Here is a 13,621-nt window from a genome sequence, read left to right as displayed (position 1 = left end):
CATTGATGACGCGCCCAGCAAAACAGATGGCCCTGCGAATGTCCTTGCAAAGAGCTGTCTGACAGCGCATTGCTTTCGAATATTATTGCGTAGTTGAATGCAACCACGAAGGAAATCCCGAATGAGTGAGCTCGACAGCATTGATCATGCGATTCTGCGTATCCTCCAGCAGAATGGCAGGATATCCAATGCGGATCTCTCGGCGAAGGTCGGCCTTTCCCCTTCTGCCTGCTCCCGGCGTGTCGACATTCTCGAAAAATCGGGCACGATCAGCGGCTATCACGCCCGCGTCGCCCACAAGGCGCTCGACTACAAGATCATGGTCATCGTGCATATCTCGCTGTCGGGCCAATTCGCCAAAACGCTTGCCGAATTCGAGGCTGCCGTGAAACTCTGCCCCAATGTGTTGGTCTGTTATTTGATGTCGGGAGAATACGACTACATCCTGCGCGTCGCAGCCAAGGACCTGGAGGATTACGAGCGGATTCACCGGGACTGGCTGTCCGCCCTGCCGCATGTCGTGAAGATCAATTCCAGTTTCTCACTGCGCGAGGTCATCGATCGGCCCAATGTCGGCATTTGAGCGTCTTCGGCGTCGCCGTATACCCGACTATCTGCCGACCACGCGATTTCGACCGCCGCTCTTGGCGGCATAGAGACGCAAGTCCGCTTGGGACAGCAACTCGCGAACGCCGTTCCCGTCGCCGAATGCCGACGAAAGGCCTATGCTCGCCGTCACCGGAGCGCCATTCGGAGTAGCTACCCGCCCGGCAATTGCGCGTCGTATGTCCTCGGCGCGCGAAAGCGCGTCCGGATAGGCAAGCGCGGGGCACAGGACGACAAACTCTTCGCCGCCATACCGGAACAGGCGGTCCGTCGGTCTGAGGGTCGCCTTTACCGTCGCGACCAGCTTTTGCAGCAGATGATCTCCCTCGATATGCCCGAAGCGGTCATTGACGCTCTTGAAGTGATCGACGTCGATGATCATCAGGCTGACCGGCGTGTTTTTCGCGGCAGCATCGCGCAGCATCTGCTGCCCCTCGACTTCGAAGCGGCCGCGATCGAGCGCGCCGGTCAACGTGTCTTTGCCGGAGCGCGACAGCAAATCTTCGTAGCGTTCGCGGAACGTCAGGTCATTGAAGATATCGCCGAGCGGCCGATCGGAGATCGCCAAAAACGGGTGCCGCGACGCATTGAGATAAAGGCCGATGGCGACTGCAAAGAACGGCGCCGCCAGCATCTTCGCCATCCATCCGCCCCAGAAGACATCCGCCGGCGCACCGTTCACCCAGTGCAATGCGGCATAGAAGCCCAGCTGGTCGAGGGTCAGGACCACGACGCCGCAGATCAGGAATCGAGCCGTGACGAACCGGCGCAGCCAGCGCCCCAGCCTCTCGTAGAGCAGAATGATGATCAGGGAATCGAAATAGAGCAGCGTCGTGCCCCAGACCATCAGCCATCCCATCTCATCGATGAAAGCGATGTCGGCGACGCGATTGGGAACGATGGATACGGTGTCATGCAATCTGAGCAGCAGGCTCAGAGCCACGGTCAGAAAGTTGCCCGCAAGCAATCCGTAGATAGGCTGACGTACCGTCGCTGCGTCCTCCTTCACGTAGAGGAGCAGGATTATCATGAGCTTGCCGGAAAAGAACACGGCGGAGCCCGGGGAGATCACCCCAAACGGCAGTTGAACATAGAAAACGGCAGCGAGATAGGTTTCGATGAAATGCATCACGCCGAGCGCCGCCACGAACACGCCAAGTCCCAGGCGCCCACGCAGATGCAGCAACCAGATCATTGCCACCACGTAGATCAGTGCCTCGCCGAGGAAGAGAAGGAGATTGGCGTTTGGCATGCGCCCTGGATTTCCGTTTTTGTTCGCCAGTCTCTTAGAATTAAACTTTGAAGAAAACTTTACTCACTCTGTACCGCGGTGGCGTCGGAATAGGCAAGATTCCGCCGCTTTGCCTTGCCGTGCCTTTCGCCATAGTCTCCTGTATTCCAAGGTGTTACCGCAGGCCCGCAACCGCGTCCGCGGAGAGTTCAATATGGAGACAGCGATGCCGTCAATGACCGCTCTTCACCCCATTTCGCGCCGTTCGCTGCTTGGCGGGCTCGCCGCCTCCTCTGCCCTCGCGATGCTTCATCCTTTCTCCGCGCGTGCCGCGGCCAACCAGGCACATCTGCGCATCATGGAAACGACGGACCTGCACGTGCACGTGTTTCCTTACGATTATTACGGAGACAAACCGAACGACACGGTAGGGCTCGCGCGCACTGCCTCCATCATCGATGCGATCCGAGCCGAGGCAACGAACTCCGTGCTCGTCGACAACGGCGACTTCCTGCAGGGAAACCCGATGGGGGACTACATCGCTTACAAGCGCGGCATGAGGGAAGGCGATCTGCACCCGATCATCGGCGCGATGAACGTGCTCGGCTACGATTGCGGCACGCTCGGCAATCACGAGTTCAACTACGGCCTGGACTTCATGTTCAACGTACTGAACGGCGCCAACTTTCCGATCGTCTGCGCCAACCTGACGAAGGGCGCGCTTGCGGCGAACGCACGTCAGGATGCGCTCTTCCTCAAGCCCTATGTCATTCTCGACCGAAAGGTAAAGGACGGCGCCGGAGAGGAACATTCGATTCGCATCGGCCTGATCGGCTTCGTTCCACCGCAAATCATGACCTGGGATGCGAAGAACCTTGAGGGCAAGGCGAATGCGCGCGATATGGTCAAGGCGGCGGAAGCCTGGGTGCCGCAGATGCGCGAGGAAGGAGCGGACATTATCGTCGCGCTCTCCCACTCGGGAATCGGACAGCAAGACTATGCCGAAAACCTCGAGAACGCATCGGTGCCTCTGGCTGCTATCGACGGCATCGACGCGATCGTTACCGGTCACAGCCACCTCGACTTTCCCGGACCTAAATTCGAGGGCTTCGCCGGCGTCGACAACACCAAGGGACTGATTTCGGGCAAGCCGGGCGTCATGGGCGGCTTCTGGGGCTCCCATCTCGGTCTGATCGACCTGCTGCTCGAGCGCGACGGCGGTGCTTGGCGGGTGATCAGTTCGACGAGCGAAGCTCGCCCCATCTACCGGCGGGAGGAGAAGAAGGTGATTGCCGAAGTCGGCGACAAGGCGGACGTTCTGGCCGCCGCGCAGAAAGACCACGAGGCGACGCTCGCCTATGTCCGCACCCCGGTCGGCAAGACCTCGGCACCGCTCTATTCCTATTTCGCCCTCGTCGCCGACGACCCGTCGGTCCAGATCGTCAGCCAGGCACAGACCTGGTACATCCGCGACATGCTCAAGGACACGGAGCAAAAGGACCTGCCGGTTTTGTCCGCGGCGGCTCCCTTCAAGGCCGGCGGTCGTGGCGGCGCCGACTACTACACCGATGTGCCGGCAGGCGATATTGCCATCAAGAACGTTGCCGATCTCTACCTCTATCCGAACACGGTACAGGCCGTCGTCATCACCGGGGACCAGGTCGCCAATTGGCTCGAGATGTCGGCTGGTATCTTCAATCAGGTGGCTCGCGGATCCGTCGACGCGGAGCTGATCAATGCGAGCTTCCCGTCCTATAATTTCGACGTGATCGACGGCGTCACCTATGAGATCGACCTCTCACAACCGGCGAAGTTCGACAAGGACGGCAATCTGGTGAACGCCTCGGCAAAGCGCATCCAGAACCTGCAATTCGACGGCAAGCCGATCGACCCCGGGCAAAAGTTTGTGGTGGTGACCAACAACTACCGCGCCGGCGGTGGCGGCAACTTCCCGGATATAGCTTCCGACAAGGTGATCTTCGTCGCGCCGGACACCAACCGCGATGTCATCGTCCGCTACATCGTCGAGCAGGGAACGATCAACCCGTCGGCCGATGCGAACTGGAGATTCGTGCCGCTCAAGGACACGAGCGTGCTTTTCGACAGCAGCCCCAAGGCAAGACAGTTCCTGTCGCAGGTGGAAGCCGTTGCGATCGAAGAGGCGGGCGAAGGCGCCGAGGGCTTCGCCCGGTTCCGGATCAAGCTCTGACACCCTGAACGCAAGGGCGGGCCGAGCACTCGCGACATCGAGGAAGCCGGCCCTCCCCATCTCACGCTCAATATCTTGCGCCCGACACCGCCCGCGGCCGGAATCTAATTCAGACTCTAAGGAAACCTGTCCAACCCGGGATTTACGCGCGGATATTCATCGGCCGGAGCCATGCGATCTTACACCGGCCTGGACGGCGAATCGTCCTGAAAGAGCGCGGCGCGTTGCTCATCGACGATCTGCCGGCCCTTTCGCAGAGCCGCATCGATGGCATCCTGCTCGGACGCGAAAAGATCGGCGCGAATGAAGGTGCGCACTTTCACGCCAGAATCAGGCATCGTCTTTTCGATGCTGCCCGCCAGGCGATATTGCGGACCCTCCCGCATCGGAGTCGCGCGGATCAAGCAATCCCCGTAGGATTCAGTCTTGCCAGCGGCTTGCTCGGGTTCCTCTTTGGAGCCGCCGGAGAAGCCAAACAATTTCGAGAAAAACGATGCCATGTCTCATGGTTAGCCGCGGCCGCCAGCGCTGTCAAAGGCTAAGTGCGTGGCAATGTCGTCCGCCGGCGCGATGCCGAGATCAAATGACGAGATTGGCGAGAATCTCGTTCTCGGTAATGTCCTGATAGCGCAAGCCAGCCGCATCGAAGCGCGCCTTCAGAGCCGGAAAGTTTTCTGCGTGCTTGGTCTCAATGCCGATGAGGACCGAGCCGAAATTGCGGGCCGACTTCTTCAAATACTCGAACCGCGCAATATCGTCCTCGTCGCCAAGCAGATTGAGAAAATCGCGTAGCGCACCCGGGCGCTGGGCCATGCGCAGGATGAAATATTTCTTGAGCCCGGCGTGCCGCATCGCCCGCTCCTTGACATCGGGAAGGCGTTCGAAATCGAAATTGCCTCCCGATACGACCGCAACCACCGTCTTGCCCTCCAGCCGCGCGCGCCCGAAGATCTCCAGCGCGGTTATGGAAAGGGCGCCGGCCGGCTCCAGAACCACACCCTCGACGTTCAGCATATCTATGATCGTCAGGCAAATCGCGTTCTCGGGTAGCAACATCACCTGCTCAGGCGCAAAGGCCGCCAGCGCTGCGAAGTTCAGGTCGCCAACGCGCGCGACAGCCGCCCCGTCGACAAAGTTGTCTACCTGGTCGAGTGTGACCACGCTGCCGGTCTCGAGGCTCCGCTTGAGGCTTGGCGCTCCAGCCGGCTCGCAAAAAACGAAACGATCGATCGAAAGCGTGCCGGCGAGATAGCCGGTGACACCGGCGGACAATCCACCACCGCCGACCGGTAGGGCGACAAGATCGGGAACAACGCCTCCCGGTAGCTGCTCGACAATTTCGGCGGCTACCGTCGCCTGTCCCTCGATGATGTCCGCATGATCGAAGGGCGGCACCATGACGCCGGCAATCGCTTCGACATGGTCGCGCGCCGCCTGATAGCACTGGTCGAAAATGTCGCCGACCAGCCGGATGGTAATGAACTCACCACCGAACATGCGAGTCTTGTCTATCTTCTGCTGCGGCGTCGTCACCGGCATGAAGACGACGCCCGGAACGCCGAAGTGCCGGCAGACAAAAGCAAAGCCCTGGGCATGGTTTCCGGCCGAAGCACAGACAAAGGTCTTGCCCATCGCCCCGGCGGCAAGAGCCTTGCGGAAGAAGTTGAACGCGCCGCGGATTTTGTAGGACCGTACGGGCGAAAGATCCTCGCGCTTCAGGTAGACCGTCGCGCCGTAGCGGGCGCTGAGGTGATCGTTGAGTTGCAGCGGCGTTGCCGGAAAAATTTCACGGAGCGCGAGCGCTGCATTTTCAACATCCTGCTTCATAACGTAGGGTCATCCGTTGCGTTTACCGATGCCTGACGCTATCGCACATTGCCTCGCATGAGGCCATCGAATTGACACGAATCGATCGGGCAAGCCACTATTGCTGCCGCTCCAGGCGGCCACCGGCCTGTTCGACAACTGTTTCCGGGAAATCGAAGCTTGAATGCAACCCTGTTCCGGCACGCTGTCCATATCGCGGCGATCCTCGGCCTCTACCTTTCCGGCGCGATGTTGATCCCCGCTCTCGTCGACCTCTACTACGGACATGCGGACTGGGAGATCTTCGCCGTAACGGCCTTCCTGACCGGTGGCCTCTCTGCGGCGACGTTCATGGCGACCCGCGCGGGACCTCCGCCGTTCTCGAAGAAATTCGGATTTCTTCTGGTCAATTTGCTCTGGTTTGTCTTCTCCGTCGTTGGTGCAATCCCGCTCTGGCTCTCCTCGCTCGACCTTGATTTTGCTCAAGCACTCTTCGAGTCCGTTTCCGCGGTTACGACGACCGGTTCGACCGTCATCGTCGGGCTCGACAACGCGCCGCCCGGCCTGCTGCTGTGGCGCTCGCTCCTTTGCTGGCTCGGCGGCATAGGCATTGTCGTTCTCGGCCTGTTCATCATCCCCTACCTGCGGGTCGGCGGCATGTCCTTCTTCAAGATGGAGTCCTCCGACACGAGCGACAAGACATTCGCCCGCATCGCAAGCTTCAGCCGCGCCTTCCTCGCCGTCTATGTGACGATCACGCTGCTCTGCGCAGTAGGCTATAACATGACTGGCATGAACCGCTTCGATGCGATCAATCACGCGATGTCGACCGTCGCTACCGGCGGCTTTTCAACCCACGATGCATCATTTGCCTATTTCGGCAGCGTTCCACTGCTGTGGACCGGCACATTTTTCATGACGCTTTGCAGCCTGCCCTTCTCGATCCTGATCGTGCTTGTCGTCCGGGGGCGTCTCGACGCGTTGCGCGATCCGCAAATCAGCGTCTTTCTCGGCTATCTCACCGTGTTTTCGGTGGCCGTGGCCGCCTATCACCGGCTGGCGAATGGCGTCGAATTTCATCTCGCGCTGGCGCATTCCTTCTTCAACATCAGCTCGATCCTCTCGACCACTGGCTACGCTAGCGAAGACTATAGTCTTTGGGGGCCCTTCGTCGTCATGACGGCGTTTATCGCCACCTTCATGGGCGGCTGCTCCGGCTCGACTGCAGGCGGTATCAAGGCCTATCGTTTCGTCGTGCTCTTCAACGCGATCCGCTCAGGGTTGAATAGGCTCATCTATCCCAATGCGATCTATGCGGTGCGCTATGGCAACAGCACCGTCGATCTGGACACGCAGCGCGCTATCTTCCTGTTCTTCATAACCTATATCCTTCTCTGGGTTTTCGGCAGCCTGGTGATGGCGGCGCTTGGCTATGATCTGGTCACGGCAGTCTCGGCCGTCATTACCTGCCTCTCCAACGTCGGTCCCGGCCTCGGCAGCATTATCGGTCCAGCCGGCAACTTCTCGACGCTTGGGGATCCCGAACTCTATCTTCTGTCGCTGATGATGCTGCTCGGACGTCTCGAGGTTCTGACCGTTCTCGTCATCCTGACCCCGGTCTTCTGGAAGCACTGAGTGTCTTAATTAGCATCGACTTGGCAATGCCTTGACTTAGAGTGGCAAATACCGAAAGTCTGGAGACCATGGGCACGGGGGAGGAATACGATGCCGAAACGCCTGCTCTTGCTTGCAACAATGACTGCCGCGATCGCGGCGACGATCGACGCGGGGGCTCTGGCCGGTCCGCTGTCTGATGCCGCGACAAAGGCGGAACAGCAGGCGACCTCAGGTGACGTGGCGGGTGCCCGGGAGACGCTGCGGCAGGCGGTAAGCGAGTTCTCCCAAACACTTCCCTTCGCGATCGGCAAAGCGGTCTTCGTCACGGCCGAACCGGCGGGCTATGCGATGTACGAGCCCAAAGCCGATCCGACCTTCAAGGCCGGCGAGGCAATCGTGTCCTACGTCGAACCGGTTGGGCTTACCTGGAAGGAAGCGAGCGTCAAGGGCAAGATCCAGACGCGTTTCACGGTGGATTTCGACATCCTCAACCCCAAGGGCGAAGTCCTCGCCAGCCAGAAGGCATTCGGCGATTTCACTTTCACGGGCTACCTGCGCAACCAGGAAATCTACTCGACGCTGACGATCGACGTGACTGGCGCGCCGGCCGGCGACTACGTGCTGCGTTTTCATTTCAATGATATCAACAGCGGCAAGAGCGCGACCGTCGACCAGCCTTTCAAGATCGCCGCGCAATAGGTCCATGCCGAACAGAATTACGACCATTGGTTTCGATGCCGACGATACGCTGTGGCAGAACGAACAGTTCTATCGCCTTACCGAAGAGCGTTTCGTCGATTTGCTGAAAGACCACGCCGACCCGAAGGCGTTGCCTGCAAGATTGCTCGCGGCCGAAAAGCGGAATCTCGGCCTCTATGGCTTCGGCATCAAGGGCTTCACCCTCTCGATGATCGAGACCGCGCTCGAGGTAACCGGCGGCAAGCTGCCGCCGTCGGTGATCGCCGAAATTCTCGCCGCCGGACGGGAAATGCTTGGCCATCCGGTCGAACCGCTGCCAAACGTGCATGAGACACTCGAGGCCCTCGCCGGACGCTTTCGCCTCGTCATGATCACCAAGGGCGACCTTTTCGATCAGGAACGGAAGCTTGCCGCCTCCGGGCTCGGCGACTTCTTCGCCGCCATCGAAATCGTCAGCGACAAGACCATGTCCACCTATCAGAGAATATTCTCGCAACACGGCGACGGGCCGTCGAGGAGCCTCATGGTCGGCAATTCGCTGAAATCCGACATCGTCCCGGCGCTGGCGGCCGGCAGCTGGGGCGTCTATGTCCCGCACGCCCTCACCTGGTCTTTCGAACATCACGAGAAACCGGAAGACCATCCGCGTTTTCATGAAATACCCGACCTCGGTCAGCTCGAAACGCTCTTGCGCAAAATCGCCGGTTGATGGGCGGCGCAACCGCGCAAGGAGGGGCTGGTGCGGACGACGGGGATCGAACCCGTACAGCCTAAGGCCGAGGGATTTTAAGTCCCTTGCGTCTACCAGTTTCGCCACGTCCGCCTGCGGCCTAGATCAAACACTTAGGAGATTCAGTCAAGGGAATGTTTTGCAACTTATCTCCTTGCGTTCTGGAGCGGAGCCGTCGGGCAGCCTGTCCGGGTCGTTGAGGCCGCCCGGTTGCGTCGGCCGAATGCCGCGTCACGAAAAACCGCGCGAACCCCTGATTCGCCAGGGGTTCAATCATCGCCCTTTGCTGGCAAGCTAGCCTGCCTCGAAATTTGTCCCTGCATTGCTGACAGAGGGTACAGGCGTGCGTCCACTGCAAGCGTCATCTGATGTGCCTTTGTTTCCGGAAGACCTGGACACGCTTCAGCGTGTATTCGATCGCCTCTGCGACGAGCATCGATGGCCGCGCGACAGCGCGCCTGCGCAAAGGTACGGCAGAATGCTGATCGAGGCCTATCAGGCCGGAACCACCAATGAGCTTCATCTTCTCACTGCTGGGCGCTTGTTCGTGACCAGGTCGCACGAGGCCAGGAGATTGGTGTGATGTCGGACGCCCCAGTCAACCGCGACGAACCGGAGGAACGGCGCCGTCGCATCGACGCGATGAAGGAAGCTTTTGCAAGCGCCATCGCGGCACGCCAGGCCGAACTGCGTGATCAGCAAACGTCGGGACGGCGCGTTGTCTGGAGGCCCCTGCTTCTCAGCAGGAAGTCATAAGGCGCCGACGGACCGGATACGTCCTCAAAAATATTGAATACCAATATGTTGCGGCATCAACTTCACAAGATTGATATGCGAGTATCTCGCCATCGTTCTGCTTCTGCACGAGAGAATGCTGACAGAAACTGACAGCATCGTCTCCTATGGTCCTGCCATCGGAAAAAGGAGACAACTGTGCTTAAGCCCAACCTCATTCTCTTGCCCAACCTCATTCTCTCGTATGTCCGGAACCCTGCGGAAAGCTCGGCGTTCTATTCGCGCTTGCTTGGCCGCCAGCCCTCAGCGTCGTTTCCCACCTATGTCGCCTTCGAATTTGATAGTGGCCTGAGTTTGGGGCTGTGGTCGATGAGCGCGGAGAACTTCCACACGGCGGGGAGCGGCAACCGCACCGAACTTGCTTTCATGGTTGAGAACGATGCCGCCGTTGAACGGATTTACGGCGTTTGGCGCCAGGAGGGCGTCACGATCGAGCAGGAACTCATGACGGCAGTCTTCGGCCGCACGTTCGTGGCTCTCGATCCCGACGGTCATCGGTTGAGGGTCTGTACGCCGGACGATTGAAGTCGGTCGGTGCAGCGCGGGGCGCGCCGCCCACAAAATAGCCCGTCATTCGTTCGGCACGAATGGCGAGCATCAGCTTGCGCGAGGCGACGCACTACAACATCCCGCAGCGAGATTCCGGACCGGTCTCAGTGGTAGTAAAAGCAATCGCAGTCGGCCTTCAAGGCGTCTTCTCCGCGCCAGACTCTTACCGCCAGTTTCGACGATTTTCCACTGTCGTCCAACCGCAACCCAAGCAAGGAGACCGCCGCTGCCTTCGGATTGGGTGCGTCGACTTCGATAACCGATCCGACCTGATGAACGCCCAAGCGGGCGGTCCAGGTGAAGATTTGAACGCTATAATGCATTGGAAATCCTCCGTCGCGTTGTCAGCGCGTACGGGGATGGCGTCGTCAGGGGCATATAAGCTCGAACCCAACTGCCCCTTCAACTATCTTCAGCCATCCTCGACGGTTGCTTCAGGTCGATCTCCCCCATCGGCGTGTTCGAAATGCCAATTTCCCTTCTCATCCTGGAAGCTGATTTCCTCGTCGTCGCCGCCTACTTGCTGTTCGGCCGCTGCGGCTCTTGCGGCCGCCAGTGCCATCTCGCGACTGGGAAAGGGCTCTGAATACGCCTCGGCTGCCTTGTAGGCCCAACCTCCGTCGTGTGGAACGATCGAATAAGTGATCCGCGCCATTCTTCACTCCCCTGGATTTCCCGGGACAGTTGCTGCCCCGGCGGACCGTCGCCGCACGGTCCTTGCTGCTCCTCCTTATCAATGGCATTTGCATGCCGAACGGCGGCGATGTTAGCACAGAATGACGCTGCCAGGCCACTTTTGCGATGATTTTGGCCGCCTTTCGAAGCTTTCGCGAAACTTCAACGCACAGTCTCGCCGGGCCGCGCCAAAAGGCGCCTCTAACGGAGACATCAGGACGCGAGTTTTGCGGCGATCTTCGCGACATGCGCGCCTTGGTAACGGGCGGCATCAAGCTCGACCGCCGACGGCTGACGCGAACCATCGCCTCCGGTGATGGTCGAAGCACCGTAGGGAGAACCGCCCTTGATTTCGTCCAGCCCCGCCTGGCCCTCGAATGCGTAAGGAAGGCCGACGACGACCGTGCCGAGATGCATCAGCGTCGGGATCAGGCCGAGGACGGTGGTTTCCTGACCGCCGTGCTGGGTTGCCGACGAGGTGAAGGCGGAGCCGACCTTACCGACGAGTTTGCCCTGAGCCCAAAGACTGCCGGTCTGGTCGATGAAGTTGCGCAGCTGCGACGCGACGGTGCCATAGCGCGTGCCCGAACCGAAGATGATCGCGTCATAGTCCGCAAGCTCGTTGACGGTCGCAATCGGCGCCGCCTGGTCTATCTTGTAATAGGAGGACTTCGCCACGTCCTCCGGCACCAACTCAGGCACGCGCTTTACGACGACATCCGCGCCGGTCGACTTGGCGCCTTCCGCGACGGCGTAGGCCATCGTTTCGATATGCCCATAGGCGGAATAATAGAGAACCAGTACCTTTGCCTCATGATACTCCTGTCAGGCAATTACACTTGATCGTCCCCTGGGGCAGGATTTATCAAAACGCACGTGGTCGCCAGAACATGGGCGGTCGACAGACTGTCAAGCTTTCTTCAACAGCCATGGGATCGACTCGGCGATCGCCAAGTATTCAGGAGCACCAATGACCACTGCCACGATCGTTACGGCCGCCATGCTTGCCATAGGCGATGAACTTCTGTCCGGCCGAACGAAGGACAAGAATATCGGCCACCTGGCCGACATGCTGACCATGGTCGGTATCGATCTGCGTGAGGTTCGCATCGTGGCGGACGACGAGGAGGCGATTGTCGACGCAGTCAACGCCTTGCGAGGCCGTTACGACCACGTCTTCACGTCCGGCGGCATTGGGCCGACACACGACGACATCACTGCCGACGCGGTCTCCAGAGCGTTCGGTGTCGAGTGCATCCACGACCCGGAGGCAATGGCGTTGCTTGGCGCCATGTATGAACGCCGCGGCATGGAGTTTACCGATGCGCGCAGGCGAATGGCGCGCATGCCGGTCGGCGCCACCCATATTTCCAATCCCGTATCGACGGCGCCCGGCTTCCGGATCGCCAACGTCTACGTCATGGCCGGCGTGCCCCAGGTCTTCCAGGCGATGCTTGATAGTTTGCTTCCCAGCCTCCAGACGGGGACGCCAGTCCTTTCATGCACTGTCCGTTCGCCCTATGGCGAAGGCGATATTGGCGGGCCCTTGGCGGAGGTGCAGAAGAAACATCCGGAAACGAGCATTGGCTCCTACCCCAAGTTCGACGGCAAAACCTTCTCGACCGATATCGTCATCCGCGCTCGCGAGGCTGCGGTGCTCGCTGCGGCCGAGGCCGATGTCGTGGCGATGATCGAGACAATTGCCCGTTCTCGCTAATGCATGTCGCCCAAAAGTGTGCAGCGGTTTTGGTACAACGACATGGGTAAAAGCAACGAGCTAAAGCGCATCGCATCAGTCAGATTGAACGCGACATGCTTTAGTGCGGGATGCGGAAAGCGCGTGCGGTTTTCCGTCCACGTTCCGCTCCAAGCTATTCGATCAGGCGGCATGCTCATGCCCCCATGGTTCGACGGAGGTGGAGGATTCCTGGACAGGCCTTGTCGGCCCTTGCGCTCCGGGCTTCATTTTCAGTATTGGGTATCCAAAGCGTGACGAAGCGCGCTGTGCGACCTCCTTGTTCGCCGCGGCGCTTCGCAGCCTGTATTCGACTGAAGCCGGAGCCCGTAAATGTCTCTTCCAGATAAAGCCTTTCCCGTATCCTGGGATCAGTTCCACCGCGATGCCCGCGCGCTCGCGTGGCGGCTGGCCGACAACGGACAGGAATGGCGTGCAATGGTCTGCATCACCCGCGGGGGCCTTGTTCCGGCTGCAATTATCTGCCGCGAACTCAATATCCGCATGATCGAGACCGTCTGCATCGCCTCCTATCACGACTATGACACGCAGGGCCAAATGAAGGTTCTCAAGGGCATTTCCCCGGAAATCGCCAAGGATGGCGGTGAGGGTGTGCTGATCATCGATGACCTGACCGACACCGGCAAGACCGCCACCGAGGTGCGGGCAATGCTGCCGAAAGCCCATTTCGCCGCCGTCTATGCAAAGCCGAAGGGGCGCCCGCTCGTCGACACTTTCGTCACGGAAGTCAGCCAGGATACCTGGATCTATTTCCCTTGGGACATGGGCTTTACCTATCAGGAGCCGATCGCCAAGGGCACGCGCGGCTGAGACTTCTTCGCGGTTCCGCAGGCAGCGCGTCCCATCAGACGCGCAGAGAGCGCTGCGGCACCGTGAATGGCTTATCCTCAAATCGGCTACTACTGCATGATTCCTTAAATCGGAATCGATTTAAGGATAAAATCATGC

General features: G+C 59.7%; 16 protein-coding genes and 1 tRNA gene. 10 read left to right on the top strand and 7 right to left on the bottom strand.

Annotated elements, in window-relative coordinates; genetic code table 11:
• The first annotated feature begins 121 nt into the window (after positions 1 to 121).
• Positions 122 to 583 carry an Lrp/AsnC family transcriptional regulator gene (locus tag GHK62_RS19735; RefSeq protein ID WP_153440812.1) on the top strand — a complete coding sequence of 154 codons (462 nt, stop codon included), beginning with the start codon at positions 122 to 124 and terminating at the stop codon, positions 581 to 583.
• 27 nt (positions 584 to 610) lie between these two features.
• Here the strand turns inward: GHK62_RS19735 and GHK62_RS19730 are convergent, their stop codons facing one another.
• Complete coding sequence (locus tag GHK62_RS19730) at positions 611 to 1,858, bottom strand: GGDEF domain-containing protein (RefSeq protein WP_153440811.1); 1,248 nt, start codon at positions 1,856 to 1,858, stop codon at positions 611 to 613.
• Positions 1,859 to 2,072: 214 nt separating this feature from the next.
• Here GHK62_RS19730 and GHK62_RS19725 point away from each other — a divergent pair, with 214 nt between their 5' ends.
• The gene (locus GHK62_RS19725; protein WP_167528310.1) at positions 2,073 to 4,046 is read left to right on the top strand and encodes a bifunctional 2',3'-cyclic-nucleotide 2'-phosphodiesterase/3'-nucleotidase; all 1,974 of its coding nucleotides are present in this window, start codon (positions 2,073 to 2,075) and stop codon (positions 4,044 to 4,046) included.
• Between the two features lie 179 nt (positions 4,047 to 4,225).
• On the opposite strand, the gene GHK62_RS19720 is transcribed toward GHK62_RS19725, so the two are convergent.
• Together GHK62_RS19720 and ilvA are read right to left on the bottom strand one after the other, a co-directional pair.
• Entirely contained in the window at positions 4,226 to 4,546 is a 321-nt protein-coding gene (locus GHK62_RS19720) for an HlyU family transcriptional regulator (protein ID WP_153440809.1), read from the bottom strand.
• Positions 4,547 to 4,625: 79 nt separating this feature from the next.
• Positions 4,626 to 5,873: a threonine ammonia-lyase gene (gene ilvA, locus GHK62_RS19715; protein WP_153440808.1), complete on the bottom strand. Its 1,248-nt coding sequence runs from the start codon at positions 5,871 to 5,873 to the stop codon at positions 4,626 to 4,628.
• Positions 5,874 to 6,032: 159 nt separating this feature from the next.
• On the opposite strand from ilvA, the gene GHK62_RS19710 reads away from it, so the two are divergent.
• From GHK62_RS19710 to GHK62_RS19700, 3 genes are all read left to right on the top strand, one after another.
• On the top strand, positions 6,033 to 7,487 hold the full coding sequence (locus GHK62_RS19710; RefSeq protein WP_153440807.1) for a TrkH family potassium uptake protein: 1,455 nt from the start codon (positions 6,033 to 6,035) through the stop codon (positions 7,485 to 7,487).
• A 90-nt stretch (positions 7,488 to 7,577) separates the two neighbouring features.
• Complete coding sequence (locus GHK62_RS19705) at positions 7,578 to 8,168, top strand: hypothetical protein (RefSeq protein ID WP_153440806.1); 591 nt, start codon at positions 7,578 to 7,580, stop codon at positions 8,166 to 8,168.
• Between the two features lie 4 nt (positions 8,169 to 8,172).
• Entirely contained in the window at positions 8,173 to 8,877 is a 705-nt protein-coding gene (locus GHK62_RS19700; protein WP_153440805.1) for an HAD family hydrolase, read from the top strand.
• Between the two features lie 28 nt (positions 8,878 to 8,905).
• Here GHK62_RS19700 and GHK62_RS19695 read toward each other — a convergent pair.
• Positions 8,906 to 8,991: transfer RNA gene (locus tag GHK62_RS19695), tRNA-Leu, on the bottom strand.
• A gap of 250 nt (positions 8,992 to 9,241) precedes the next feature.
• Here GHK62_RS19695 and GHK62_RS35040 point away from each other — a divergent pair.
• The 3 genes from GHK62_RS35040 (at position 9,242) to GHK62_RS19690 (ending at position 10,218) form a co-directional block, all read left to right on the top strand.
• Positions 9,242 to 9,481, top strand: coding sequence for a hypothetical protein (locus GHK62_RS35040; protein WP_327791119.1), 240 nt, complete (start codon positions 9,242 to 9,244; stop codon positions 9,479 to 9,481).
• Positions 9,481 to 9,654, top strand: coding sequence for a hypothetical protein (locus GHK62_RS33655; protein ID WP_167528308.1), 174 nt, complete (start codon positions 9,481 to 9,483; stop codon positions 9,652 to 9,654). The genes GHK62_RS35040 and GHK62_RS33655 overlap by 1 nt, the downstream gene beginning before the upstream one ends.
• A gap of 195 nt (positions 9,655 to 9,849) precedes the next feature.
• Positions 9,850 to 10,218 carry a VOC family protein gene (locus tag GHK62_RS19690; RefSeq protein ID WP_184109030.1) on the top strand — a complete coding sequence of 123 codons (369 nt, stop codon included), beginning with the start codon at positions 9,850 to 9,852 and terminating at the stop codon, positions 10,216 to 10,218.
• A gap of 128 nt (positions 10,219 to 10,346) precedes the next feature.
• Here GHK62_RS19690 and GHK62_RS19685 read toward each other — a convergent pair whose 3' ends face one another.
• The 3 genes from GHK62_RS19685 to wrbA all read right to left on the bottom strand — a co-directional run bounded on the left by GHK62_RS19685 (position 10,347) and on the right by wrbA (position 11,718).
• Positions 10,347 to 10,565 carry a hypothetical protein gene (locus tag GHK62_RS19685; RefSeq protein ID WP_153440804.1) on the bottom strand — a complete coding sequence of 73 codons (219 nt, stop codon included), beginning with the start codon at positions 10,563 to 10,565 and terminating at the stop codon, positions 10,347 to 10,349.
• 89 nt (positions 10,566 to 10,654) lie between these two features.
• Positions 10,655 to 10,897, bottom strand: coding sequence for a DUF2188 domain-containing protein (locus tag GHK62_RS19680; protein ID WP_153440803.1), 243 nt, complete (start codon positions 10,895 to 10,897; stop codon positions 10,655 to 10,657).
• A gap of 233 nt (positions 10,898 to 11,130) precedes the next feature.
• Positions 11,131 to 11,718 (bottom strand): NAD(P)H:quinone oxidoreductase type IV, encoded by a 588-nt coding sequence (wrbA, locus tag GHK62_RS19675; RefSeq protein WP_153440802.1) that lies wholly within the window; start codon positions 11,716 to 11,718, stop codon positions 11,131 to 11,133.
• 169 nt (positions 11,719 to 11,887) lie between these two features.
• Here wrbA and GHK62_RS19670 point away from each other — a divergent pair, with 169 nt between their 5' ends.
• Both GHK62_RS19670 and gpt read left to right on the top strand, forming a co-directional pair.
• On the top strand, positions 11,888 to 12,634 hold the full coding sequence (locus GHK62_RS19670; protein ID WP_153440801.1) for a competence/damage-inducible protein A: 747 nt from the start codon (positions 11,888 to 11,890) through the stop codon (positions 12,632 to 12,634).
• 351 nt (positions 12,635 to 12,985) lie between these two features.
• Positions 12,986 to 13,483, top strand: a complete 498-nt coding sequence (gpt, locus tag GHK62_RS19665) for a xanthine phosphoribosyltransferase (RefSeq protein WP_153440800.1) — start codon at positions 12,986 to 12,988, stop codon at positions 13,481 to 13,483.
• Positions 13,484 to 13,621: the final 138 nt, after the last annotated feature.

This window comes from Sinorhizobium terangae, assembly GCF_009601505.1.
GTDB classification, from domain to species: domain Bacteria; phylum Pseudomonadota; class Alphaproteobacteria; order Rhizobiales; family Rhizobiaceae; genus Sinorhizobium; species Sinorhizobium terangae.
Note: the sequence above shows the minus strand (reverse complement) of the source record. Positions and strands in the feature narration are given on the sequence as shown.

Excerpts from the sequence above, each read along its gene's own strand:
- GHK62_RS19725 (WP_167528310.1), top strand. The coding sequence starts at position 2,073 with ATGACCGCTCTTCACCCCATTTCGCGCCGTTCGCTGCTTGGCGGGCTC.
- GHK62_RS33655 (WP_167528308.1), top strand. The coding sequence starts at position 9,481 with ATGTCGGACGCCCCAGTCAACCGCGACGAACCGGAGGAACGGCGCCGT.
- GHK62_RS19685 (WP_153440804.1), bottom strand. The coding sequence starts at position 10,565 with ATGCATTATAGCGTTCAAATCTTCACCTGGACCGCCCGCTTGGGCGTT.
- GHK62_RS19680 (WP_153440803.1), bottom strand. The coding sequence starts at position 10,897 with ATGGCGCGGATCACTTATTCGATCGTTCCACACGACGGAGGTTGGGCC.
- gpt (WP_153440800.1), top strand. The coding sequence starts at position 12,986 with ATGTCTCTTCCAGATAAAGCCTTTCCCGTATCCTGGGATCAGTTCCAC.
- GHK62_RS19700 (WP_153440805.1), top strand. The coding sequence starts at position 8,173 with ATGCCGAACAGAATTACGACCATTGGTTTCGATGCCGACGATACGCTG.
- GHK62_RS19720 (WP_153440809.1), bottom strand. The coding sequence starts at position 4,546 with ATGGCATCGTTTTTCTCGAAATTGTTTGGCTTCTCCGGCGGCTCCAAA.
- GHK62_RS19705 (WP_153440806.1), top strand. The coding sequence starts at position 7,578 with ATGCCGAAACGCCTGCTCTTGCTTGCAACAATGACTGCCGCGATCGCG.
- GHK62_RS19730 (WP_153440811.1), bottom strand. The coding sequence starts at position 1,858 with ATGCCAAACGCCAATCTCCTTCTCTTCCTCGGCGAGGCACTGATCTAC.
- ilvA (WP_153440808.1), bottom strand. The coding sequence starts at position 5,873 with ATGAAGCAGGATGTTGAAAATGCAGCGCTCGCGCTCCGTGAAATTTTT.
- GHK62_RS19670 (WP_153440801.1), top strand. The coding sequence starts at position 11,888 with ATGACCACTGCCACGATCGTTACGGCCGCCATGCTTGCCATAGGCGAT.
- GHK62_RS19735 (WP_153440812.1), top strand. The coding sequence starts at position 122 with ATGAGTGAGCTCGACAGCATTGATCATGCGATTCTGCGTATCCTCCAG.